Below are 20,508 nucleotides of genomic sequence, written 5' to 3' on the forward strand. Positions count from 1 at the left end.
ACTTCTACACCGCACCTCTTTAAAACCAATAAACTCAAGGCCTTTGTTCCGTCCCTTAAACACTGCCGTGACAATTAAAAGCAAATCATAATACAACAACGTTCTGTTCGATACTAGAAATAATTGTAGCACATGAATATGAATAATTCTATCAGCTAAACAAGGTTATACGTCCCTATGTAAAGCCGCAACCGCAGTTGCGACTTCCCGACAAGTTGTCGGATTACTGGATTGAGGACAGACGGACAAGAACTTCTCTCATATCCGTCCAGATTTCATCCAGCCGTTTTTGCAAATCCTCAATGTCAGCATGATAGATGTTGCCTGTTTCGTTCGCTCGTTTTGCGTACTGGTTCAGGTTGTTGGAGCAGATTCGCAGGAGCGAAACCAGGGCTTTCACATCCTGCAAATCCAGTCTGATGCAGTACCCGTCCAGAGCCATTTTCCGCAGATAGGCTCCCATGCTGCGGATGCCAAGCTCGTCCATCTTCTCATGGATTCGCTCGACCTCCTCCTTGGATGCAAGGAAATGAACATCCTGGTCTCGCTTTGCCATTATAACACCTCCTCACGGGGTTCAGAGTATTTTGCAGGTGGGATATGTTCCGCTTTGGATTTCAGATCAGCCAACACAGAAGGACGCTCCGACTCGCTTCTTTCGTCACGTTTTTCCGCAGAGTCCTCCATATTCAGGGCTGCATCCAGTTCTGCCAGTCGCTGACTTTTTGCTGTCAGCTCTGCTTCCTGCGGAAACGGTTTTCCAACCTCCGCCTTGGCTGCTTCTTGCTGATTGTAGAGATTATTCAGCTGTTCATTGGCTCGTTCTAAGCGCTCAGGAATGCCTGCAAGGGCATTGTCCAGTCGGGTGATATTTCCTCGTGCATCCGTGCCAAGGGCTACTCTGTGGCTCACAGCGCCCTTTAAGGTCACATCAAACTCGTTCCGGAAGCTGTCAAAAGAAAGTTCCATCTGAAAGCCACGGTAACTGCCAAGCGGAACCGGATCGGCACTTTTCGTGTCCTTGCAAGCCGCAAGGAGGATTTCACCGGCATCTGCCTTTTCGGTGTAGGCTTTGCCCATGATTTCCATGCCGCAAAAACTATCGGCAATCTGCGGGTGTGCTTCCACGGTTTTAATATCAGCTTCAAAGCCATGAATATAGCCTGTCTGCTTTTCAATCTCAGCCGGGAAGTATTTCAGGAGCTTATCTTCCATGCGGTACTGCTGGCTCTGGTGGTCGGCTTTCAGCACCTTCAGCCTTGCCACATCAATGTCCAAGTCCATCTTTTCCTTGATAAGCGGATTGCCGGCACACAGCGCCTTGATCTCCGCATAGGACAGCGCCTGCTCGTCCACATCGTCACAGGAGCGAACCGGCGATTTGGAGGTCATAATCTGAGAAATAAACTTCTGCTTGTTTTCCAAGGTCTGATACAGGTAAGCATCGAAGGTTCCCTCGGTCACATACTGGTACACCTGAACCTCTTTGTTCCGGTTGCCCTGACGGATGATACGACCGTTTCTCTGGGTCATATCAGACGGACGCCAGCCCACATCCAGGTGGTGAACTGCCACCAGTTTGTCCTGGACGTTGGTTCCTGCGCCCATCTTTTGCGTACTTCCAAGCAGCACTCGTACCTGTCCGGTACGAACCTTGGCAAAGAGGTCTTTTTTCTTTGCTTCGGTATCTGCATCATGGATAAAGGCAACTTCTTCCGCAGGCACACCGTTTGCAATCAGCTTAGTTTTGACATCATCATAGACATTGAAGGTTCCATCATTTTTTGGTGTGCTGAGATCGCAGAACACCAACTGGGTCAATTTGTCAGCCTGACCGTCCTGCCAGATACGCAGGATATTTCCCACGCAGGCATTGAGCTTGCTGTCAGGGTCATCAGGTAACAGAGGGTTCATCAGCCGCTGATCCAGTCCCAATTTTCGCCCGTCACTGGTAATCTTGAGCATATTATCGACGGACGGGTCAACGATACCGGCATGAACATCCGCCGCTCTCTCTGAAAGGGAAGCCACCATATCCTTCTGATACTCAGATGGCTGAACCACAACCGTTTCAAACTTTGCTTCGGGAACAGGGAGATGCAACTGGTCAGAGGTCTTGATGTCGGCAACCTCCTTGAACATATTCATCAGTTCAGGCAGGTTGAAGAACTTCGCAAATCGGGTTCTGGCACGATAGCCAGTGCCTTCCGGTGCAAGCTCAATCGCAGTCGTCGTTTCTCCGAAGGTCGATGCCCAGGAATCAAAATGGGTCAGGTTCTTTTGCTGGAGCGTACTGTACTGGAGATAGCGCATGACCGTATAAAGCTCGGTCATCGAGTTACTTACGGGGGTACCGGTTGCAAAGATCACGCCACGCCCGCCGGTCAGCTCATCCATATAGCGGCACTTCATAAACATATCCGAAGATTTCTGAGCTTCGGAGGTGGACAGACCTGCCACATTTCGCATTTTTGTGTAGAGGAACAAATTCTTGAACGCATGGCTTTCGTCTACAAACAGCCGGTCTACACCCAACTGCTCAAAGGTAATGACATCATCCTTCTTGTCGGCGGCAAGGAGCTTATCCAGTCTGGCTTCCAGTGATTTTCGTGTTTTCTCCATCTGCTTGATCGTGAAGTTTTCGCCACGCTGCCATTTCAGCTCCGCAATCGCACCCTCAATCTCATCAATCTGCTCCCGCAGCTGCCGTTCCTGTCGTTCAGCAGAAAGCGGGATTTTTTCAAACTGGCTGTGACCGATGATGACTGCATCATAGTCACCCGTTGCGATACGAGCGCAGAACTTCTTGCGGTTTGCTGTTTCAAAATCCTTCTTGGTAGCAACAAGGAGCTTGGCACTCGGATAGAGGTGCAGAAACTCATTTGCCCACTGTAAAGTCAGATGATTCGGCACAACGAACAGGGATTTCTGGCTCAATCCAAGCCGCTTACTCTCCATAGCCGATGCTGCCATCTCGAAGGTCTTGCCCGCACCAACTTCGTGTGCAAGCAGCGTATTTCCACCATAAAGCACATGAGCGATAGCATTTCTCTGGTGTTCACGGAGGGTAATATCCGGGTTCATGCCGCCGAAACGGATATGAGAGCCATCATACTCACGAGGTCTGGTGGAGTTAAAAAGTTCGTTGTACTTGGTGGAAAGGGTTTCTCGTCTGTGCGGATCTCTCCAAATCCAATCTCGGAACGCATCCTTGATTGCCTGCTGTTTCTGCTGTGCCAGGGTAGTTTCTTTTTTATTGAGGACACGCTTCTGCTTACCATCTGCATCTTCAATCGTATCATAGATACGAATATCTTTCAGATTCAGCGTTTCCTCCAGAATCCGATATGCGTTGGCTCGCTCTGTACCGTAAGTGACATACGCCGCCACATCGTTGTAGTTGGGAGAACTCTTACCGTTGATGCGCCACTCTGCGGTCAGCTCGGAGAACTTGACCTCAATGGAACGGCGCAGGTAATACGGGGTTTCAAAGGTTTCCTCCATGAACTGCTGAATATAATCGGCATCAATCCATGTTGCACCCAAACGCACATCAATCTCGGACGCATCCAAGTCCTTCGGCTGTGCTTTCTGCAAGGCTTCTACATTGATGCGGAAGGAAGAATCCCTGTCTGCCGCCATCTGTGCGACACGCAGCTTGCTTCTTACATCACCGGAAAGGTAATCATCGGCAGTCTGCCATCCAACTTCCACAGCATCGGGAGCCATCGGGTCTTTGAAGATCACCCCTCGAAGCTCTGCCTGAATCGCATCGTATTCTTCGGGTGTTCCAAGCAGCTGCGCCATAAACGGCAGATCCACCTTACCACGCTCACCGATGGAGATTGCCAGAGCTTCGGACGGCGTATCCACACTCGTCACTCTGCGCTCCGGCTTGATGGTTCTCTTGGTGAACATATCCGCCTTGCTTTTCAGATTGCCGTCCTCATCCACATTTTCCAGAGAACACAGAAGATAGTAGGAGGAATCATCGGCAAATGCCTGACCGTTGGCTCGGTTATTGATAAGCCCGTTCTTTGCGGCAAACGCATCGTAGGCATCATTTAGTTCTGCCTGCTTCTGCGTAATCATTTCATCCGGGTAATCCTCAAGCTGATATTCAATCAGCTGATTGACGATACTACGGAGTTCCACCATGCCCATCACACGATCTTTTGCCTTCTCGTTCAGGTCTACACGACGCATGAGGGAGTTCTCACGGAAGTACACATCGCCATCCACCACGGTATAAGAGAAATTCTTCACATCCGGGGTTGCAGGAATGGTTTCGATTTCCTTGCCCTTGTCTGCTTCGGGAAGTTCCACCGCCTGATAGGTTCCTTGGATGTGGGAAACCGCTTCTTTCAGAAGTTCGGACAGTTCCATGCCCTCAATCGGACGCACCGTAATATCCATACCGTAGGCGGTACTTTCTTCCACCGTATCGCCCAGAACCATTTCAGGATGAGCGACAAAGTAGCTGTTCATGGTGTGTCCTTCTTCGGTGCGGTCAAGGTTTACCCATTCCGGTACAATGTCAATCGGATGGTCACGCTTTTGCAGGAACAGGATGTCGGACACGACTTCCGTGCCTGCGTTTTTCTTAAAGGCATCGTTTGGCAGACGGATTGCACCAAGCAGTTCCGCCCTCTGCGCCATATATCGCCTTGCGTCAGAGTTCTTAGAATCCATGGTGTAACGGCTTGTCACAAAAGCTACCACACCACCGGGACGAACCTGATCCAAAGCCTTGGCAAAGAAATAGTTGTGAATGGAGAATCCCAGCTTGTCATAAGGCTTATCGGACACTTTGTAGTTGCCGAAAGGGACATTGCCCACAGCCAGATCGTAGAAGTCTCGGCGGTCTGTCGTTTCAAAGCCAGCCACCTTGATTTCGGCATTGGGATAGAGCTTCTGAGCAATTCTGCCGGTGATGGAATCCAGTTCCACACCATACAAGCGACTGCTCTGCATTTCAGGTGGAAGCATACCAAAGAAGTTGCCGACACCCATAGCAGGCTCCAGAATATTTCCCGTTTCAAAGCCCATCTGTCCGACCGCATCATAGATGGAGCGAATGACCGTAGGACTGGTGTAATGTGCATTCAGGGTGGAAGCTCTTGCCGCAGCATATTCATCCTCGGAAAGCAGGTTTTTCAGTGTCTGATACTCCTGCGCCCAATTTCCCTTGTCCGGGTCAAAGGCATCTGCCAGACCGCCCCAACCAACATAATTCGACAAAATCTCCTGTTCTTCGGAAGTGGCGTTCCTGTTCTCGCTTTCCAGTTTGAACAGAGTTTCAATGGCTGCGATGTTTCTTGCGAATTTCTGCTTCGGTCCACCTTCACCGATGTTGTCATCCGTGATGTGGAAGTTCACCGCAGGAACAGGTGGGATTTCTCTGGTGGTGATGGATTGCTCAAGCTGAGCGATAATGTTCATGACTTCGGCATTCTGCCATCCGTCCATCTTAGCGTAGTCCTGAATGATGGTGTCCTTGCCAGCTACGCACTGTACGAAGTCCAGACTACCCGGCAGATCTCTGGTATTCATTGCACCCAGGGCTTTTCTCTGCGTGTCAGGAAGTGCATAGTAGGCTCGCAGGGCATCATCAAAGGAACTGTATTCCTTGATGTCCAGCGCACCACGCTTCTGAATATCCTCGGCAACATAAAAATGGTCGATGAAGTGTTCCGGCTCCTGCTGTTCGGGTTCCGCACTGGCTCTAACCTGTGCGTGTGCCTTTTCGTCAGGGTAGTCCCCATAGATACGGATGCACTTATGCTCCTGCTGATCGTAAACGGCAGCACCATCGTACTTGAATCCGTCATCCTCCATGGTTCCGTCCACATAGCCCTGGGCAGCTTTTTCCGCTTCTTCCAGAGTGTAGTAGTCCAGTTTATCATCGAAGCCGTTTTCAAAGTGATGGTAGGCGGCAACCAGATAGCGGGGAGCCATGCGCTCCTCGTAGCTGTTAATCATCTCAGGTGTCAGCCATTCCGGTTTGTCGGGAATCATTTCATACAGCTCACGCATCTTGGCAATCTGTGCATGGCGGTTGCCTGCCCACAGATGCTTTTCGCTGTGCTGTCCTGCACCAAGGAAGTATTCGCAGTCCATACGCAGACGGTCTAACAGCTGATACTCAGGGGTGTAGTCCCTCGGTTCGGTTTCGCCCAGAAAATCCTCTGTAACGGGCTTTTCTTCGGTTTGGGCATCAACCCTTACCGCATGATTTCTTTCGTCCTGAGAGAGCATACGCTCGAAATTCTCACGATTCTCAGCACGGAAGATCGGATAGGCAAGAGAAGGGTCACGCAGCTGAACTTCTCTGTCCGTAATCTGCTCCACACGGAAAGCTGTATCGTCCAAATATACCGTGTCACCGACCTGATAGTTCCATGTTGGTTCTTCGGAAACAGGGGCTTCCACAACTTCGTCAGGCTCGGTAGCAGGTGTTTCAGGCTGAACCGAATCCATCGCTGCTACGGACTGCCGAACTTCCTCCAGATAGTCATTGGCAAGCCATTCGTCCGTGAAGTATTCTGTAACGCCTTCCGGGTCTACATAGTAGTCATCGGTCTGATTATCCCAGATTGCATACTCGCCATCCTCAGTATCAATTACTGCGAAACGGTCATAAACATCTTCCAACGGATCAGTTTTAGCTTCTTCGATAGCCTGTCGTTCCACTTCTTCCTCTGGGCTGAGGTAGCGTCCCTTTCGCATCAGACCGTCGATTCTCTGCACTACCTGCGCCCAGGACATCTGCAATTTATCGCAGCCGCTCTTGGTGTAAGCAATACCCTTGGCATCGTGATCCTGACCGCTGTGCGTTGCACCGGAGCAGGCGTGGGAATGACCACCGGTTCCGTATTCATGCTTCAGGAAGTCCATCTTTTCCTTGGCGGAATGATTCTCCTGCCAGTAGTTATAAATACGGGCTTTGCCACCGGAAAAGCCACTTCCACGGGTCAAGTCTGCATTGACTTCATCATCCGTAATGAACTGGCGGACAAGGGGCATCTGCATCATATCGGTCTGATACTCACGCAAAGGCAGATTCAGCTCATACAGCTGTTTCTGGATGAGATTCAGCTTGTGATAGTGAAAACGAAGCAGATTTGGGTTATCCGTAAGGGCTTTTCTAAATTCCGAATACTGCTGCACCAAGGTTGCGTGAAAACGAGGGTCATCCAACTTTTCAGCCAAGTCTGCGGTTTCATCAGGGAAACCACGAAACGGTTCCTGATGAAGAACTGCCAGATAGTTGCCGGAACGGGCTTCTTCACTCAAATCGTGATAAAAATGCCACAGGGATTCTGCCAGCTTCTGACGCTCATATCCGGGTGCTTCTACCAGTTCCACATTGGTTGCGAACTGACCATTTTCAAGCAGTTCTCCAATACGCTCGGCAACCGTTTCCCAAGAAACGATCTGCGCTCTGGGGCTGTCAATGGCAGAGGAACCTTTGGCAAGGTGGATACCGTCCTCGGCATACCACGCACAGATATTCCCGCTATCTTCTTTCAAACCATAACCGCCGTGATAGACCTGTTTTAAGGTCTGGACAATTTCTTCCAGCGGCTTCTGCTTCATATATTCCAGCACTACGACTTTTCGGGCTTCATCGGTATTGCTGCCAAGCAGAAGGAAGTGGTCGATTTCTTCCTGGGCAAAAGAAAAAGCAGAGGGCGTAAAGCTCTCTGCTCGGTCGATAAAACTGATTTGTTCATTTTCGGAGAGGAAAAGGTTCAGACTCAGCTGTTGATAAGCTCCGTCATCACGACTTCCTCCGCCTGCGCTTTCAGGCTGTTCATGTGCTGCACCCACGCCATCTGCTGCGTTTCTTTGTCCGGTGCGGGGCTGTCCTTCAGGTACTGCTCCATCAGAAACTCCACTCTGGCTTTCGCCGTTTCCTCGATCTCCCACAGGTGCGGGAACAGGCTCTCCGTCAGAATCATGTCGTTCAGGAGCATCGGATTGTTCTGCTCCAAAAATGCTCGACGCATCCTGCCGTACTTGCCCAGAGGTTTCTCTCCCTCGTTCTCCAACTGAAGGTTCGGAATCTGATAATCTCCGGCCTGTCTGTAAGTCATTTCGCTCATAATCTGCACTCCTTTCAGCAGCTCTGATCTGCTCATGTTCTCCAATCGCTTTTTCGATTTCCTGAAACATCCTTGTACTGATGGCATTCACCGCAGTGCCAAGGGCATTTACCGTCTGTCTGGTGTTAAAATCAAACACCTTCTGGAAATCCTCATGCTCGAAGTAGTTATCGGGACTTTCCACGAACCGGCAATACATCGTGTAGGATACGCTGTTTGCCACTGCATTTTTGAAAGCTACTTCGATGTTGAGTTCATCATACTCCTCAAGGAAGCTGTTGGCAACGATGTCGAGGAACTGCTTTTTGTAATCGTCCCAATACTCAGCCGCCAGTGCGGATGCAATATCTTCAAGCTGTGCTTCCAGCACCCCGTCAGCGGCAACACCGAAGGTGCGCTCCATCGCTTCCATGACATAGGAGCGGTTTTCAGGTGTCACTTCCCACGGTTTCAGTTCCGGGGAAGAACGGCGAACGCCGGTATCCGCCACATCAAACACATAGCGCAGATACGGTTTATCCCTGTTCATCACAAACAGGGCAATACCGGTAGAGCCACGCTTTACATATCTGCGGTAATTTTCAGCGTTCCAGTCCTCATAGGGCTTGCAAAAGGTCGCATTGGGGCGCTGAGCATAAATCATCACCTGTTCCGGATAGGTGAACTCATAGTTGCGGGACATCGTTCTCAAAAACGAAGTCCAGTTATCTGTGTTCGAGGTGATTTTCCCAATCGTTTCTTTTGCTAACCCGGAATAAAATCGCTCTTTTGCGTTCATTGTATCCCTCCAATCCTATCAATCCGGATAAAGGTTCAGCTTCTCAAAGGCGGCATCGTCCATGGCTGAAACTTTGCGGAGAACCGAGTCTGCCAGAGCAAAAAGCTCTGACTCCTCCTCCGAAAGCTGTTCCTTCATCAGTGTCAATGCTTCACACAGCCCTGACCTTGTGCCAGGGCTGTAAAGCATCATCATGTTCCGCTCATCTTGTGTGAAATCCATCATTCAATCTCCCTTTCCGGGTGGCTCTTGGGCGGCTTATGGGAAACATCCGGCACAGGCTTTTCCTTTAACTGCTCCAACACCGAAGGGCGTTCCTCTAATCCAGGCGCTTTTCCGTTGTTGATGATGCCGTCAATCATCCCATAATCATCTTCCATTGCCATCTCTGCGTTTTTCAGGTAGTTTTCGGACTTCATAAAGTTTTCCAGCTTCTGAAACCCGACAGAATCTACATAGTGAAAGGATACCTCACCGGCTACCTTTAAGGCTACGATGTCGCTGACCGACATACTGTGACCACGGAAATCATTCGGGTGGTCAATATTGAACTTCACATACAGATCTTCCAGCTGACGATCCACATCCTCGGACATAGAAATGGAGCCATGATAGACCACCTCGTAACGGTCAATCTCAGGCTCCATTTCTTTCTTCTGAAGGTAGCTGTAATTTGCAAACATGAGCGGGATATTATCGTCTACATCTTCCCGCAGCTGAAGAATCGCATAGGAATCCGTGGGGCTTTCCAGAAAAGCAACCATTCTGTCATCCGGGGTGGTATTTCCGTGAACATCATCCCATTTTTCGTTTTTCATATCGGTGTCCTCCTTATCGTTCCGGCTCTTTACGTTTGGGAGAGGGACTGGCGGGCACAGTTTTCTCTGCGGCCTGTGCCAGTTTTTCCATGACCGACTCACGCTTCGGAGAGTCGATCTTATCCAGCTGACTTTTCAGCACTTTGGCAACCTCAGTCGCAGTTTCCTCACGGGCTTCTGCAATGGCTGTATTCAGAAACTCACGATACGGAGCCGTATTACCGGCAGCAAGATCTGCCTTGATTTCTTGGATATGCGCCTGCACATCATCGACCTGATCCATATATTCATAGGGGTCGAAGTTCTCTGCAAAACGGTCGAGTTTAAAAGCAAGCTCTGCGATAGGGTCATTGACCACCACCGCCTGTCTGCCGACTTTAAAAGCCTGCTCCATGACATCTTCATAGAACATCGCCCGCAGCTCCCGGCGCTCCAGTCCAAAGGATTCCAGAATATCCCGGCGGACTTCGATCATGGACAGTTCAGGGTTATCGACCTGACCGCCATCAATCTCGTTGTAGTTTTCATCTAACAGGGTGTAGTCGTAACCATCTTCGCAGGTCTGTACCGCAAGGATTCTGTCCCTTCCAACCTTCCATGCGGCTTCATCGCCCATAATTTCAGGCTCCGGCATATAGCTTGCGCCGTTGCGCTCCATAATTTCTGCAAACTGGCAGATATGAAACACATTGTATCCGATCTGCGTATGATACTCGTCAATGAAGGTGCAGGGCTTCACAACCGTTTCATCCGGGTAGTGAATCTGCACACAGCTGCCATCGGGGATATGAAACAAATCCTTATAATGGCTGTCGATAAATCGGATTTCCTTACCATCCGGGTTGTACTCATTTGTCATTTGCGCTTTCCTCCATTTTCAAATTCCATACTAAACTTCGTTTTGCCATCCTCCGATACCTCCATAAAGACGGTGGCATCAAAGGTGTTGCCCGTCCTTTCAGACTTGCAATTCTTGAGCTTTACCTTGCCGGAACCGAGCAGTTTCTGCGCCGTGGCAGAAGTCATGCTCTTGCCGATACTCGCAAAGTAACGATTGTTTTTCCAAAGGGCAAACCTGCACCCTCGATTAGAACAGAAGTATCCCTTGGACTTGTCCTCCACAGCACTGCCGCAGAGCGGGCATTTGCCGATAGAATTGGCTTCTTTCGACATCAGAACCTCGGAATCACGGATCACTTCATAGTTCTGAATCAAACCGGCAATCACATCTTTGATCTCGTCCATAAAATCCTCGCTGGCATATTCGCCTTTTTCAATGAGCAACAATTTTTCTTCCCAATCCGCCGTCATGGATGGAGACTGAATCTGTTCCGGCATGACTGTTACCAGAGCCGTACCCTTGTGGGTCGGAATCAGGTGTTTGGTTTTCTTATCACCCTTGCGCTCCAGAAAACCGATACGAACCAGCTTCTCAATGATACCGGCACGGGTCGCAGGAGTTCCCAAACCTTTGCGCTCCACCTCATCAGGCATTTCGTCCGCACCGGCAGTTTCCATCGCAGAAAGCAGTGTATCCTCGGTAAAGTGTTTTGGGGGAGAAGTTTTCCCTTCCTTGATTTCCGTGCCGCTGATGGGCATTTCATCACCAATGGAAACAGACGGAAGTGCCTGTTCGTTTTCGTCGTTTTTTGCCGAAGAACCCTTCTGAATCAGATCCTTCCATCCGTTCTGCACGATGGTTTTTCCCTTTGCGGAGAACGCTGTGCCGCCGCAGTCCAGTTCAATGACTGTCTCTGCGTATCGGTGTGGATTTCCCACTGCAACACACAGCCGATTGGAAATCAGTTGCAAAATTGCAAGTTCACCCTTGGGAAGTTCGCTCAGATTGCATTTCTGTAATTCTCTGGTCGGAATGATGGCATGGTGATCTGTGACTTTTTTGTTATTCACAACCTGCTCTGCATGAACGGGTACGTTATCCACATCCTCCACGGGAAATATGTGAAAAGCCAGCTTTACGAGGTCGGGCAGGCTATGTGCCATATCTTCCGTCAGAAACCTGCTGTCGGTACGGGGATAAGTGACCAGTTTCTTTTCATAGAGATTCTGCGTGTAGTCCAAGGTCTGCTGTGCCGTGTAGCCAAGCACACGGTTGGCTTCTCTCTGTAAACTGGTCAGGTCATAGAGCGCAGGCGGCTTTTCTGTTTTCTCCTTACATTCAGCTTTCTGAACGATTGCCACCGAACAGCTTTGTTTGACAGCTTCGGCTGCTGCCTTGGTTTTGAAGCGTTCGCTTGCAGCCGTAAAACCATCCAGACCAATCTGAACTGTGTAGAACGGTTCGGGCTTGAATGCGGAAATGGCAGCTTCTCGCATAACAGCCATAGCAAGGGTAGGGGTCATAACACGACCAACATTCAGGGTCTGCCCGTAAAGGGTCGAAAAAAGTCGAGTAGCGTTAATACCAACAATCCAGTCAGCTCGCTCTCGACACAGTGCTGCTTCATACAAAGCATCATATTCCGTTCCAGACCTGAGATTTTCAAAGCCCTCCTTGATTGCTACATCTTCCATCGAGGAAATCCAAAGCCGCTCAAACGGCTTTCTGCACCCGGCTTTGTGGTACACCAATCGAAAGATCAGCTCGCCCTCACGACCGGCATCTGTTGCACACACAAGACTCGCAACATCTTCTCTGGCCATGAGCTTTTTCAGAATCCCAAACTGTTTTTTCGTACCGGCAGAAACCTCATACTGCCAGTCCATCGGGAAGATAGGAAGGTCTGCATAAGCCCATTTGCTGTACTTCGCATCATAGACTTCCGGCTGTGCCAGCTCCACCAAATGCCCTACACACCAGCTGACCACATATCCGTTTCCCTCTAAGTAGCCATCCTCACGCTTGGCAGCACCTAACACTTTGGCCATACTCTGTGCAACCGAAGGCTTTTCAGCCAAAACTAATTTCATTTGCATCTGCTCCTTTCGCAAAAAAATAAGCAGCCACACACCGTAGTGCATGACTGCTATGTAAAATTGATTCAGTTCGACAAACTGGAATTTGTCAAAGAGGATTATTCCAATATTCCACAGTATTTCTATTTACATCATAAAAAGTAATATTACCCGCATTTATAGGCAAGACAATCGCAAAAGGTTTATTGCTGTCAATATCAACCACTTGAATTGTGTTGCCATCATCTATTTCAAGTTGTTGCACCTGCTGTTGATTCATAGAAATAAATGCTCGTTCATTATATCCCTCTACAGTAAACTCCACAATTCCTTTTTGAATCCCCGAAAGAGTTCCACCTCCACGGAAAAAATATCCGAAGGAAAGTCCTGGACGATTGACATAGACGGAAAAAGTGTGGTCGCTCATGTCTTGAGAATAAGAAATATAAGCAGCCATCGTGTTAGAAACGCTTCCATCAAGCGTCCAATCATCTTTAATCTTCTGCGATGAACGAATATCCGTTTCCAAATTGGTCGAAGTCATACCGATGTTATTGTTTGCATAAAGAAATCCAACGAATAAAATGCAAACTAAAACAATCCCTATCACAATTTTAAGAAATCTCTTTTTCATGCTATCAAAACTCCTTGCCAACTTCCGATTGAGATTTCACCTGTTTTAGGGAATTTAATAACTGTTATATTTTGTTATTAAATTCTCTGCAAACCCTTGAAAACACTGGATTTATCGCAGGTGAGCTTTCCCTTATTGTTTCCCTTGTGTTATATCGTCCCGTCAGCGTTTACGAACTCTGATAAGGGCAAATACAAGGGCAAGAAAAATCTATAAAACAGTATAACACAAAATAAAAGTGACATGGTGAACTGATTGAAATGCTTCTGATTTTTGTAACAAATGACTGATTGAATGATAAGGAGATTCTATACGATGAGAACAATATTTGCAGAATACAATCCACACAGAAACAGCATTGATATTTATACTTCTGCTGGTTATATGCTCCGCATTGACTGTTGGGAAGCCGAAAAGGATTTAAAAACCACACCCGGATCAGACTGTGCATTGAACGCACTTGCCATTGATAAACCGCTTGAATATGCAAAATTATATCTTGATGAAACAATGCAGATATGGGTAGATGCAGAAGATTCATTAGAACTATGGTGATTTTTTCAACAGCACTAAGGTTACTTTTTCCCAATCTCATTTATTGAGAATCGTCTTTTTACCGTGCATATATATTCAATATCTTTTTATCTATTATAATGAAATCAAGGGCTGGTCTAATGCCAGCCCTACAAAAATGAAAATTCACATAGAAAATAAATTTACAATTTTTCCGATATAAACCTGTTATCAACAAATACAAACATAATTTATATTATCGTATCTATTGATATGATATGTATTTCAAAGAGTTACCAGAAGTTTTTGAAAACTTTTCCCTTGTGATATTATCTAAAGCTCCTAATTTTATACTTTTCCCATGATGGAGCAGCTTATTTGACCGTATCTTTAATAGCTGTATTTTTGTAATTAGATGTAACACCACCGGATTTTCATCCGTTGAATCATCCGCATATTTAAGACAATAAGAAAGACCGGTGCCATTACCTCCTGTCCACAACATATTATCTGTTGTGAATATCTGATATACCTTCGGTGTTTCTGCCGTATAAAATGTCTTTTCCCCAGATGCAGGCGTTTTCATATTATTGCCTTTTTGTTGGCGGTACATTGAAGATACCGTATTTAGACCAGAACCAATGTGCATACTTCTGTTCCTCCAATCATTTTATCTGAATTGTAAATGTACTGCTTCTCTGACTGTTTTCAGTGTCCTTGAAATAGTGTCAAAAAGAGGTGCTATGCCTGGCTTAACTACCGTATGTTTTGCACGGTCTTTTACATCATGCACTCCAAATCCGTAACACATATTTCTGCCCTCTGCGGAAAAATTCACGGTATCTCTGTCTTTATGTACATTTGAACTGCTTTTTTCTGCATTTATGTGTTCCCGCATTTCAGAATTTATTTTATATCCATCATACTGAAACGCCTTACTCTGCCTACTGTAAACTTCCAACGACATATCCGTGTCCTCCTCAGATTTTCGTATCTAATGTAGATAATAAATCTACATTATCGTATTCCGCTTGAGTATATGCTCTTACCACTGAACTACTGTTTTCTGACATTTCACTAATATACTCATCTCTATCTTTGCGTTTCTCACGCAATTCTTCCAAATATTCTTCATCTCTTTTTCGTTTCTCACGCATTTTCTCTAAGTATTCTTCTTGCTCACGTTTTTTGTCCCGTCTACTTTTTGCTGCTTTTTGTTGATTTTGTGTACTCAATACATCTGAACTTTTATTTGACGAATTAGCTGTTCTCATACCACCACATGAAGATTGCCGATTTCCATTAGCATCATATGTAACTGTCCTGCCTCCCAACTCTACACCGTCACGCTTTGCAAAAGAATATACTTGTGAATTTGCTGCAACCTCTCCGGATAAATTCCATTCTATTTCTTTTGCGAATTCCGGATCATTAGCCATTTTTTTCAAACAGTCATAAGAAAGATTTACGACCACTTTATTGGAATTGCAAGGCACAACACCGCCGTTGGTATTAAAACTTATTTGCGGAAACTTTTTACATAATTTTTCATAATATTCTTCCACACTATTAGAATTGTGTTTTGTGTCACATAAGGGTGCGGGTAATAAGGCGCACTTGCAGCCTGTTACGCATTTCCTCGTCCACATAGGAATAGGTATTGCCCGCGTCGTCTTTCAGCGTGCGGGTACAAAGTTTCGCTATGTAACCCTCGTAATGCTTCAAGATCGCGCACATGGCGGTTGTGTCGCCGTTTGCCGCTGCGGAAATGACAGGGAACGGCAACAGATTTTCAGATTTCCTAACGGTATTCATCATCTGCTTTTCCCTCCAAATACTGTTTGATTTTCGCAAGCGCGGATTTCCTGTGCCGGAAAACCGTCGTGCGTACAACATTCAGCAGTTCAGCAATTTCCGCGTCGCTCATGTCCAAGAAGTAGGACAAAAGGATAATGTCGCGTTTCCTTTCGGGCAAAGCGTTAAGGGCTTCGGCAAGCAGTTCATTTTTGACGAGTACATCAAAGCCGGACACTTGAAAACGGAAATAATCGCTTTTGTATTCGTCCGTTGTGAAAAGCTGCGCGAGTTCGCTTTCGCTCAAATCCGAAAAAGGTACTTCGCGTGCTGCGCGTTTCGCAAGAGTGCGGCGGTGGCTTTTCGCTTCGCCAACCAAAGTTTTCTTTGCTAATGCGTCGTACTGATGTTGTATTCTTTCCTTGTCGGAAGAAGATAGCTCCATAGAGTTCACCTCCTTCCCGCGTGGAGTAGAGGACGGGAGTTAAGGGCTTGTCCTCTCTGCCCCTTTCGCTCCGTACCCGTTCGGGAGATGGCTCTTGAGTGCGTTTTTCAGAAAAAAGTTGAAAAAAGCAAAATGCGCCCGTCCGCAAGACGCGGACGAGCGCAAAGGAAATGTAAGAAGTATTTAGATGTATTGACAGTTCATACTCATAGCCGGAATATCCCGCTTGCGGAGCATAGCTTTTTTTGACCGCAAAGCATTAGGCGGGTTACAGTAAATAAAAATGGACACGGCGATACCTCCCCGATACCGCCGTATCCTTAAAAAAGGGCGACTTTAATACACTACCCGCAATCCATTCTATAATAGGGAACAGCGGCTTTTGCGCAATATTAAATAAAAAAGCCGATAACACATAGGTTTTTTGACCTAATGCGTTATCGGCTCTGCGTCTATGCGTCTGGCACTTTTAATCATTTTTTTTTGAATTTATTATATGTGTTAGCTAACTGTCCACAAGCCGCGTTAATCTCTCTGCCATGAGAAACTCTCATAGTAACTTCAAGTCCTGCTTGCTCTAATTGATGTTTGAATGCAACTATTTCCCGTTTCTGTGGTGCTTTAATTCTTGAATTGCTTGTTGGGTTGTATTGTAACACGTTAATCATAACTTTTTTGCCCCGAAACCATTTTGCAAGTTGTCTTACATCTGAGGGCCGGTCATTTATACCCGGTAAAAGCAAATACGCAAAGACAATTTTGCGATTATGCCTTTCAGAATAGGATAAGGCTTGCTTAACAACATCTTCAATAGCATATATGCGCATGTGAGGAATAATACGATTTCTTGCAGATTGTGTTGCTGCGTGTAAAGATATTGTCAACTGAATTTTAAGATGTTCCTCGCGCAATTTTTTTAATTGATCGACCGGACCAACTGTTGATATGGTAATGCCGTCGGTTGGAAAGTTGAGCCCATATCTATCTCGGAGAATATGGATTGCTTTTATCAAGTTGTCATAATTGAATAAAGGCTCTCCCATACCCATAAAAACGATACGGTTTACTTTTCGACGCAACAATATAATCTGTTGTACGATTTCTGACGATGTTAGATTACGAACAAAGCCATTTCGCCCGGACTCACAAAAAATACAACCAACAGGACAACCGACTTGTGTGCTCACGCAAACAGTTCCACCATCTCGCCGCTTGATAAAAACCGTTTCAATGTATTTGTTGTCTTTCAGTTCGTAAACATACTTTTCAGTATCACTGCTTTTGCAAATATTTTTTACCAACATTGATAGATTTTTTTTGCGTGGTAATTGCTTATATAATTCTTCATATAAGGCTTTTGCTTCATTCTCGCCAATAACTTCCGACATTTCTTTGTAAGTAAATCCGTATGGATCATTCCGTACTTCCGCAGGCGTATATTTAGGTAAACGTTTCATTTTTATATCCTTTCTTCTAAATAATAAAAGTTTGTTTTTCTGTATTTTTGATTACAATCTCTAATTTTTCTACATCAATGATATGCGTCAATTTGCATTTAGGGCAGAAAAGAGGAAAATCTTTTAATACAGTATTATGAAATACTTGAACTCTCGTCTTTCCGTTACAAATCGGACATTTTATCCAATATTTTTTAAGCATTATATTTCACTCGTCCTTTTTACACAAAAAAATGCAGGTCAATCCTCAACATGAGCATTGACCTGCATTTATAATGCACAGAGCAGTACAACAAAACTAAGGCATAGCTTGCACTATGTCTATACTATATCTATACGTCGTTAGTTTTTTGTATAGCATCCGCAAAATAAGCATGACAAAAAAGCCCATGTTGAAAATGGGAAAATCCTTTTTTTCAATGCTTATCTAATACGCATGCTATGCAACATAAACGCCGCCTCCTTTTACATAAATTTTATTTTATCAGAAAATCAGTCTACTGTCAATACACAACAGGAAGTATTTAACCTAATGATATGAATTGTGTGGACATATCCAAAAAGAAAGGTGAACTGTAAAATGTAACAGGGTGAATGAAAATGGCAAAAAGACCCGTACCATTGTACGACTTTAAGGCTTTCGGGGCAGCTATAAAAGCCGCGAGAAATGAATACGGCGAGAGCCGCAAAAAGGTAAGCGACGAGTTATATATTTCCCCGCGCTACCTTGCGAATATCGAGAACAAGGGACAACAGCCGAGTTTACAGGTATTCTATGACCTTGTAACCCGGTATCATATTTCGGTAGATCAATTTTTCTTCCCGAACAGCAATGCGGAGAAATCCACCGGGCGGCGGCAGCTTGACGCGCTGCTGGACGGTATGAGCGATAAAGGCATACGGATTGTAACCGCAACGGCAAGGGAGATAACAGAAGTCGAACAAGCAGAGGACTAACCTCACAATATGGGAAGCAGGAGATTGCAGCGCATAGGGGCTGCAATCTTTTTTTGCGCCAAATTAGAAAGAGAGTGCAACAAACGCTGCCTTTGAAACGGGATAAGGAGTAGATAGCAAGCACAGCAAACGAGTACCCGTTTGCGAAAAGTGCTTGTTGGGATAATCCCAAACCCTTATACCGAAAGGCGGTGCGGAAATGGAAAACCGAAAGAGAAATATACAGATGAAGTTTTACGTTACGGAAGAAGAAAAGCGGCTGATCGACGAGAAGATGAAGCAGCTTCCCATAAAGCAGTATGGGGCATACTTCCGTAAAATGGCGATAGACGGGTATATTCTTGTCGTTGACCGAAGCGACACAAAAGCATATATCCGGGAACTGCAAGCGGTGAGCCGGAACATCAACCAGATTGCAAAACGCGCCAATGCGACGGGGACGGTTTACAGGCAGGATATAGAGGACATTAAAAAGGCGGTGGACGAGATATGGCGGTTACAAAGACGCACCCTATTAAATCAACCTTAAAGGCTGTTCGCAGTACAAACGGACGAGCCGCACGCAGAACTGCACGCAGCATTATATCCGAGAGGACGCATTAAACCAGTTGGTTTTGAAACAGCTTCAGCATTTCCTGTCCTATTTACAGCAGTTTGAGCGGGTATTTATCCGACGGCAGATAGACACCACCCTTGCGGAACGCCGATACGAACTGTCCGCAAAGCAGAAACAGATAGAAAAAGACGAAAAGCGGATGGATGAGCTTGACCGCCTGTTCCGCAAAATCTACGAGGACAATGTCAGCGGAAAACTGAATGACGAACGCTTTTACAAGCTGTCAGACGGATATGAAGCGGAGCAGGGACAGTTAAAGCGTGAAATCGAAGCGTTGACCGCAGAGGTCAGCCAAGCCGATATGGAAGTGACCAATGTAGCAAAGCTGATAGCCGTCACGAAGAAATATACCCGCATTGACGAACTCACGCCCGAAATCCTAAACGCATTTGTGGATAAAATCGTAATCCATGAGCGTGAGAAAAAGGACGGGAAACGGACACAGCAAATCGACATTTACTATTCCTATGTCGGGATTGTGGATATTCCCACAGACGAGGAAATGCGGGAAATGGAGCGGGAATATATGCGGCGTACTACACGTCAAACCGCCTGAATAAAGGCGAAAGCAGGAGTAAATCTGTACTCCTGCCGATACATATCTATTTTTATCCCTATCTGGTTTAACTCATTTACAAGAAAACTTAGATGTGCCCGCACGAATCCCATATCCTTGAATTCATTTTCCAGTTCATCCAGTTTTTTATAAATCTGAAACGTACCTTTTTCAGTATAAAATACATTTTTGTGAAGTTCTGTTTCTATATAAATGATGTCATCTGCATAGAGTTTTATCGTTCCCTCCACAAAACGAAATTCGAGAATCCTACGGTTTTTATTAATTTCTGCTATCAAATCATCCATACATTCTTCTATAGTATCTGCAAGGTTATCTTTCAGCAGAAAACGGCTTGCTTTCACCTTATATCCATCCAGTGCGTAATTCATGTATGCCGTCACCAGCACAACCGGAAGTTTTGGATATTTTTCTTTAATCCTCATAGCTGTTTTCAGCCCATCCATCCCCTGCATATTGATGTCCAGAAATAATATCTGACACGCTTCCAAAGCTGATTGTTCTTCGCATAACTGTTCTCCAGAATCATATTCTGTAATAGCAAACTCATAATTCTTTTTTTCACCATAGTCTGACAGCAAATCTGATAGATTTTTTCTGTCATCTATCCTGTCATCACAAATAATAATGTTCATATTTTTCATTCCTGTCTTTGATTTCTCTCATACCTGTAAACCATACAAGTCTCACCTAGCACTCTTTATTATATCAAACAAATCTTCCGCTCGATCATTCTCCGCATCAAATGACTATTTTCCGCATAGAACGACTATCTCCTATAGAAACGCAGAAGCATTGTATCTCAAACTCTTTGAAATACAATGCTTCCCTGCATTTTCTATATCGGCATGTTGATATTATTACTTTACTATCCTGCACACTCTCTGAGAGTGAC

21 protein-coding genes are annotated in these 20,508 nt (G+C 45.9%); 5 read left to right on the plus strand and 16 right to left on the minus strand.

What is annotated here, in order from left to right; genetic code table 11:
• Positions 1–223 precede the first annotated feature (223 nt).
• The 3 genes from mobC (DWX68_RS12820) to DWX68_RS14960 form a co-directional block, all read right to left on the minus strand.
• Positions 224–556: a plasmid mobilization relaxosome protein MobC gene (gene mobC / locus DWX68_RS12820; RefSeq protein ID WP_008982564.1), complete on the minus strand. Its 333-nt coding sequence runs from the start codon at positions 554–556 to the stop codon at positions 224–226.
• Positions 556–7,599 carry an LPD11 domain-containing protein gene (locus DWX68_RS12825; RefSeq protein WP_347475197.1) on the minus strand — a complete coding sequence of 2,348 codons (7,044 nt, stop codon included), beginning with the start codon at positions 7,597–7,599 and terminating at the stop codon, positions 556–558. The genes mobC (DWX68_RS12820) and DWX68_RS12825 overlap by 1 nt, the downstream gene beginning before the upstream one ends.
• 161 nt (positions 7,600–7,760) lie before the next feature.
• Entirely contained in the window at positions 7,761–8,099 is a 339-nt protein-coding gene (locus DWX68_RS14960; protein ID WP_118199520.1) for a TnpV protein, read from the minus strand.
• 163 nt (positions 8,100–8,262) lie between these two features.
• Between DWX68_RS14960 and DWX68_RS14965 the strand changes: the two genes are divergently transcribed.
• Positions 8,263–8,856, plus strand: a complete 594-nt coding sequence (locus DWX68_RS14965; protein WP_243027777.1) for a hypothetical protein — start codon at positions 8,263–8,265, stop codon at positions 8,854–8,856.
• 48 nt (positions 8,857–8,904) lie between these two features.
• Here the strand turns inward: DWX68_RS14965 and DWX68_RS12830 are convergent, their stop codons facing one another.
• From DWX68_RS12830 to DWX68_RS12850, 5 genes are all read right to left on the minus strand, one after another.
• Complete coding sequence (locus DWX68_RS12830; RefSeq protein ID WP_118629777.1) at positions 8,905–9,111, minus strand: transposon-transfer assisting family protein; 207 nt, start codon at positions 9,109–9,111, stop codon at positions 8,905–8,907.
• Entirely contained in the window at positions 9,108–9,704 is a 597-nt protein-coding gene (locus tag DWX68_RS12835) for a YodL domain-containing protein (protein WP_118629779.1), read from the minus strand. Before DWX68_RS12835 ends, DWX68_RS12830 begins: the two co-directional genes overlap by 4 nt.
• Positions 9,705–9,717: 13 nt before the next feature.
• A complete protein-coding gene (locus DWX68_RS12840; RefSeq protein ID WP_118629781.1) occupies positions 9,718–10,563 on the minus strand; it encodes an LPD16 domain-containing protein in 846 nt (281 codons plus the stop codon).
• Positions 10,560–12,635: a type IA DNA topoisomerase gene (locus DWX68_RS12845; RefSeq protein ID WP_118629783.1), complete on the minus strand. Its 2,076-nt coding sequence runs from the start codon at positions 12,633–12,635 to the stop codon at positions 10,560–10,562. Before DWX68_RS12845 ends, DWX68_RS12840 begins: the two co-directional genes overlap by 4 nt.
• Before the next feature lie 94 nt (positions 12,636–12,729).
• Positions 12,730–13,254: a hypothetical protein gene (locus tag DWX68_RS12850; protein WP_117816167.1), complete on the minus strand. Its 525-nt coding sequence runs from the start codon at positions 13,252–13,254 to the stop codon at positions 12,730–12,732.
• Positions 13,255–13,569: 315 nt separating this feature from the next.
• Here DWX68_RS12850 and DWX68_RS12855 point away from each other — a divergent pair, with 315 nt between their 5' ends.
• Positions 13,570–13,809 (plus strand): DUF6061 family protein, encoded by a 240-nt coding sequence (locus DWX68_RS12855; protein ID WP_008115692.1) that lies wholly within the window; start codon positions 13,570–13,572, stop codon positions 13,807–13,809.
• 223 nt (positions 13,810–14,032) lie between these two features.
• Here the strand turns inward: DWX68_RS12855 and DWX68_RS15140 are convergent, their stop codons facing one another.
• The 7 genes from DWX68_RS15140 to DWX68_RS12890 all read right to left on the minus strand — a co-directional run bounded on the left by DWX68_RS15140 (position 14,033) and on the right by DWX68_RS12890 (position 17,665).
• Complete coding sequence (locus tag DWX68_RS15140; protein WP_230328618.1) at positions 14,033–14,416, minus strand: hypothetical protein; 384 nt, start codon at positions 14,414–14,416, stop codon at positions 14,033–14,035.
• 21 nt (positions 14,417–14,437) lie between these two features.
• Positions 14,438–14,734 carry a hypothetical protein gene (locus tag DWX68_RS12865; protein WP_022154349.1) on the minus strand — a complete coding sequence of 99 codons (297 nt, stop codon included), beginning with the start codon at positions 14,732–14,734 and terminating at the stop codon, positions 14,438–14,440.
• Between the two features lie 13 nt (positions 14,735–14,747).
• Complete coding sequence (locus DWX68_RS14745) at positions 14,748–15,332, minus strand: DUF6033 family protein (RefSeq protein WP_022154350.1); 585 nt, start codon at positions 15,330–15,332, stop codon at positions 14,748–14,750.
• A 22-nt stretch (positions 15,333–15,354) separates the two neighbouring features.
• A complete protein-coding gene (locus tag DWX68_RS12875; protein WP_117494835.1) occupies positions 15,355–15,585 on the minus strand; it encodes a helix-turn-helix domain-containing protein in 231 nt (76 codons plus the stop codon).
• Positions 15,569–16,006 (minus strand): sigma-70 family RNA polymerase sigma factor, encoded by a 438-nt coding sequence (locus DWX68_RS12880; RefSeq protein WP_003502131.1) that lies wholly within the window; start codon positions 16,004–16,006, stop codon positions 15,569–15,571. Before DWX68_RS12880 ends, DWX68_RS12875 begins: the two co-directional genes overlap by 17 nt.
• A gap of 473 nt (positions 16,007–16,479) precedes the next feature.
• Positions 16,480–17,463: a 23S rRNA (adenine(2503)-C(2))-methyltransferase RlmN gene (rlmN, locus tag DWX68_RS12885; protein ID WP_002584956.1), complete on the minus strand. Its 984-nt coding sequence runs from the start codon at positions 17,461–17,463 to the stop codon at positions 16,480–16,482.
• 16 nt (positions 17,464–17,479) lie between these two features.
• Positions 17,480–17,665, minus strand: coding sequence for a cysteine-rich KTR domain-containing protein (locus tag DWX68_RS12890; RefSeq protein WP_003431289.1), 186 nt, complete (start codon positions 17,663–17,665; stop codon positions 17,480–17,482).
• Positions 17,666–18,063: 398 nt separating this feature from the next.
• On the opposite strand from DWX68_RS12890, the gene DWX68_RS12895 reads away from it, so the two are divergent.
• The 3 genes from DWX68_RS12895 (at position 18,064) to DWX68_RS12905 (ending at position 19,592) form a co-directional block, all read left to right on the plus strand.
• Positions 18,064–18,420, plus strand: a complete 357-nt coding sequence (locus DWX68_RS12895; protein WP_044942672.1) for a helix-turn-helix transcriptional regulator — start codon at positions 18,064–18,066, stop codon at positions 18,418–18,420.
• A gap of 199 nt (positions 18,421–18,619) precedes the next feature.
• Positions 18,620–18,949, plus strand: coding sequence for a plasmid mobilization relaxosome protein MobC (gene mobC, locus DWX68_RS12900; RefSeq protein ID WP_002584958.1), 330 nt, complete (start codon positions 18,620–18,622; stop codon positions 18,947–18,949).
• A gap of 85 nt (positions 18,950–19,034) precedes the next feature.
• Positions 19,035–19,592: a DUF4368 domain-containing protein gene (locus DWX68_RS12905; RefSeq protein WP_118629785.1), complete on the plus strand. Its 558-nt coding sequence runs from the start codon at positions 19,035–19,037 to the stop codon at positions 19,590–19,592.
• On the opposite strand, the gene DWX68_RS12910 is transcribed toward DWX68_RS12905, so the two are convergent.
• Entirely contained in the window at positions 19,580–20,248 is a 669-nt protein-coding gene (locus DWX68_RS12910) for a LytTR family DNA-binding domain-containing protein (protein ID WP_204987873.1), read from the minus strand. The genes DWX68_RS12905 and DWX68_RS12910 overlap by 13 nt on opposite strands.
• Positions 20,249–20,508 lie beyond the last annotated feature (260 nt).

This window comes from Clostridium sp. AF20-7 (assembly GCF_003479275.1).
Taxonomy (GTDB): domain Bacteria; phylum Bacillota; class Clostridia; order Lachnospirales; family Lachnospiraceae; genus Otoolea; species Otoolea fessa.

Bases quoted from the DNA above. Each gene is read 5' to 3' on its own strand.
- mobC (WP_008982564.1), bottom strand. From the start codon at position 556: ATGGCAAAGCGAGACCAGGATGTTCATTTCCTTGCATCCAAGGAGGAG.
- DWX68_RS12825 (WP_347475197.1), bottom strand. From the start codon at position 7,599: ATGAAGCAGAAGCCGCTGGAAGAAATTGTCCAGACCTTAAAACAGGTC.
- DWX68_RS14960 (WP_118199520.1), bottom strand. From the start codon at position 8,099: ATGACTTACAGACAGGCCGGAGATTATCAGATTCCGAACCTTCAGTTG.
- DWX68_RS14965 (WP_243027777.1), top strand. From the start codon at position 8,263: ATGCTCGAAGTAGTTATCGGGACTTTCCACGAACCGGCAATACATCGT.
- DWX68_RS12830 (WP_118629777.1), bottom strand. From the start codon at position 9,111: ATGATGGATTTCACACAAGATGAGCGGAACATGATGATGCTTTACAGC.
- DWX68_RS12835 (WP_118629779.1), bottom strand. From the start codon at position 9,704: ATGAAAAACGAAAAATGGGATGATGTTCACGGAAATACCACCCCGGAT.
- DWX68_RS12840 (WP_118629781.1), bottom strand. From the start codon at position 10,563: ATGACAAATGAGTACAACCCGGATGGTAAGGAAATCCGATTTATCGAC.
- DWX68_RS12845 (WP_118629783.1), bottom strand. From the start codon at position 12,635: ATGAAATTAGTTTTGGCTGAAAAGCCTTCGGTTGCACAGAGTATGGCC.
- DWX68_RS12850 (WP_117816167.1), bottom strand. From the start codon at position 13,254: ATGAAAAAGAGATTTCTTAAAATTGTGATAGGGATTGTTTTAGTTTGC.
- DWX68_RS12855 (WP_008115692.1), top strand. From the start codon at position 13,570: ATGAGAACAATATTTGCAGAATACAATCCACACAGAAACAGCATTGAT.
- DWX68_RS15140 (WP_230328618.1), bottom strand. From the start codon at position 14,416: ATGCACATTGGTTCTGGTCTAAATACGGTATCTTCAATGTACCGCCAA.
- DWX68_RS12865 (WP_022154349.1), bottom strand. From the start codon at position 14,734: ATGTCGTTGGAAGTTTACAGTAGGCAGAGTAAGGCGTTTCAGTATGAT.
- DWX68_RS12875 (WP_117494835.1), bottom strand. From the start codon at position 15,585: ATGATGAATACCGTTAGGAAATCTGAAAATCTGTTGCCGTTCCCTGTC.
- DWX68_RS12880 (WP_003502131.1), bottom strand. From the start codon at position 16,006: ATGGAGCTATCTTCTTCCGACAAGGAAAGAATACAACATCAGTACGAC.
- rlmN (WP_002584956.1), bottom strand. From the start codon at position 17,463: ATGAAACGTTTACCTAAATATACGCCTGCGGAAGTACGGAATGATCCA.
- DWX68_RS12890 (WP_003431289.1), bottom strand. From the start codon at position 17,665: ATGCTTAAAAAATATTGGATAAAATGTCCGATTTGTAACGGAAAGACG.
- DWX68_RS12895 (WP_044942672.1), top strand. From the start codon at position 18,064: ATGGCAAAAAGACCCGTACCATTGTACGACTTTAAGGCTTTCGGGGCA.
- mobC (WP_002584958.1), top strand. From the start codon at position 18,620: ATGGAAAACCGAAAGAGAAATATACAGATGAAGTTTTACGTTACGGAA.
- DWX68_RS12910 (WP_204987873.1), bottom strand. From the start codon at position 20,248: ATGAACATTATTATTTGTGATGACAGGATAGATGACAGAAAAAATCTA.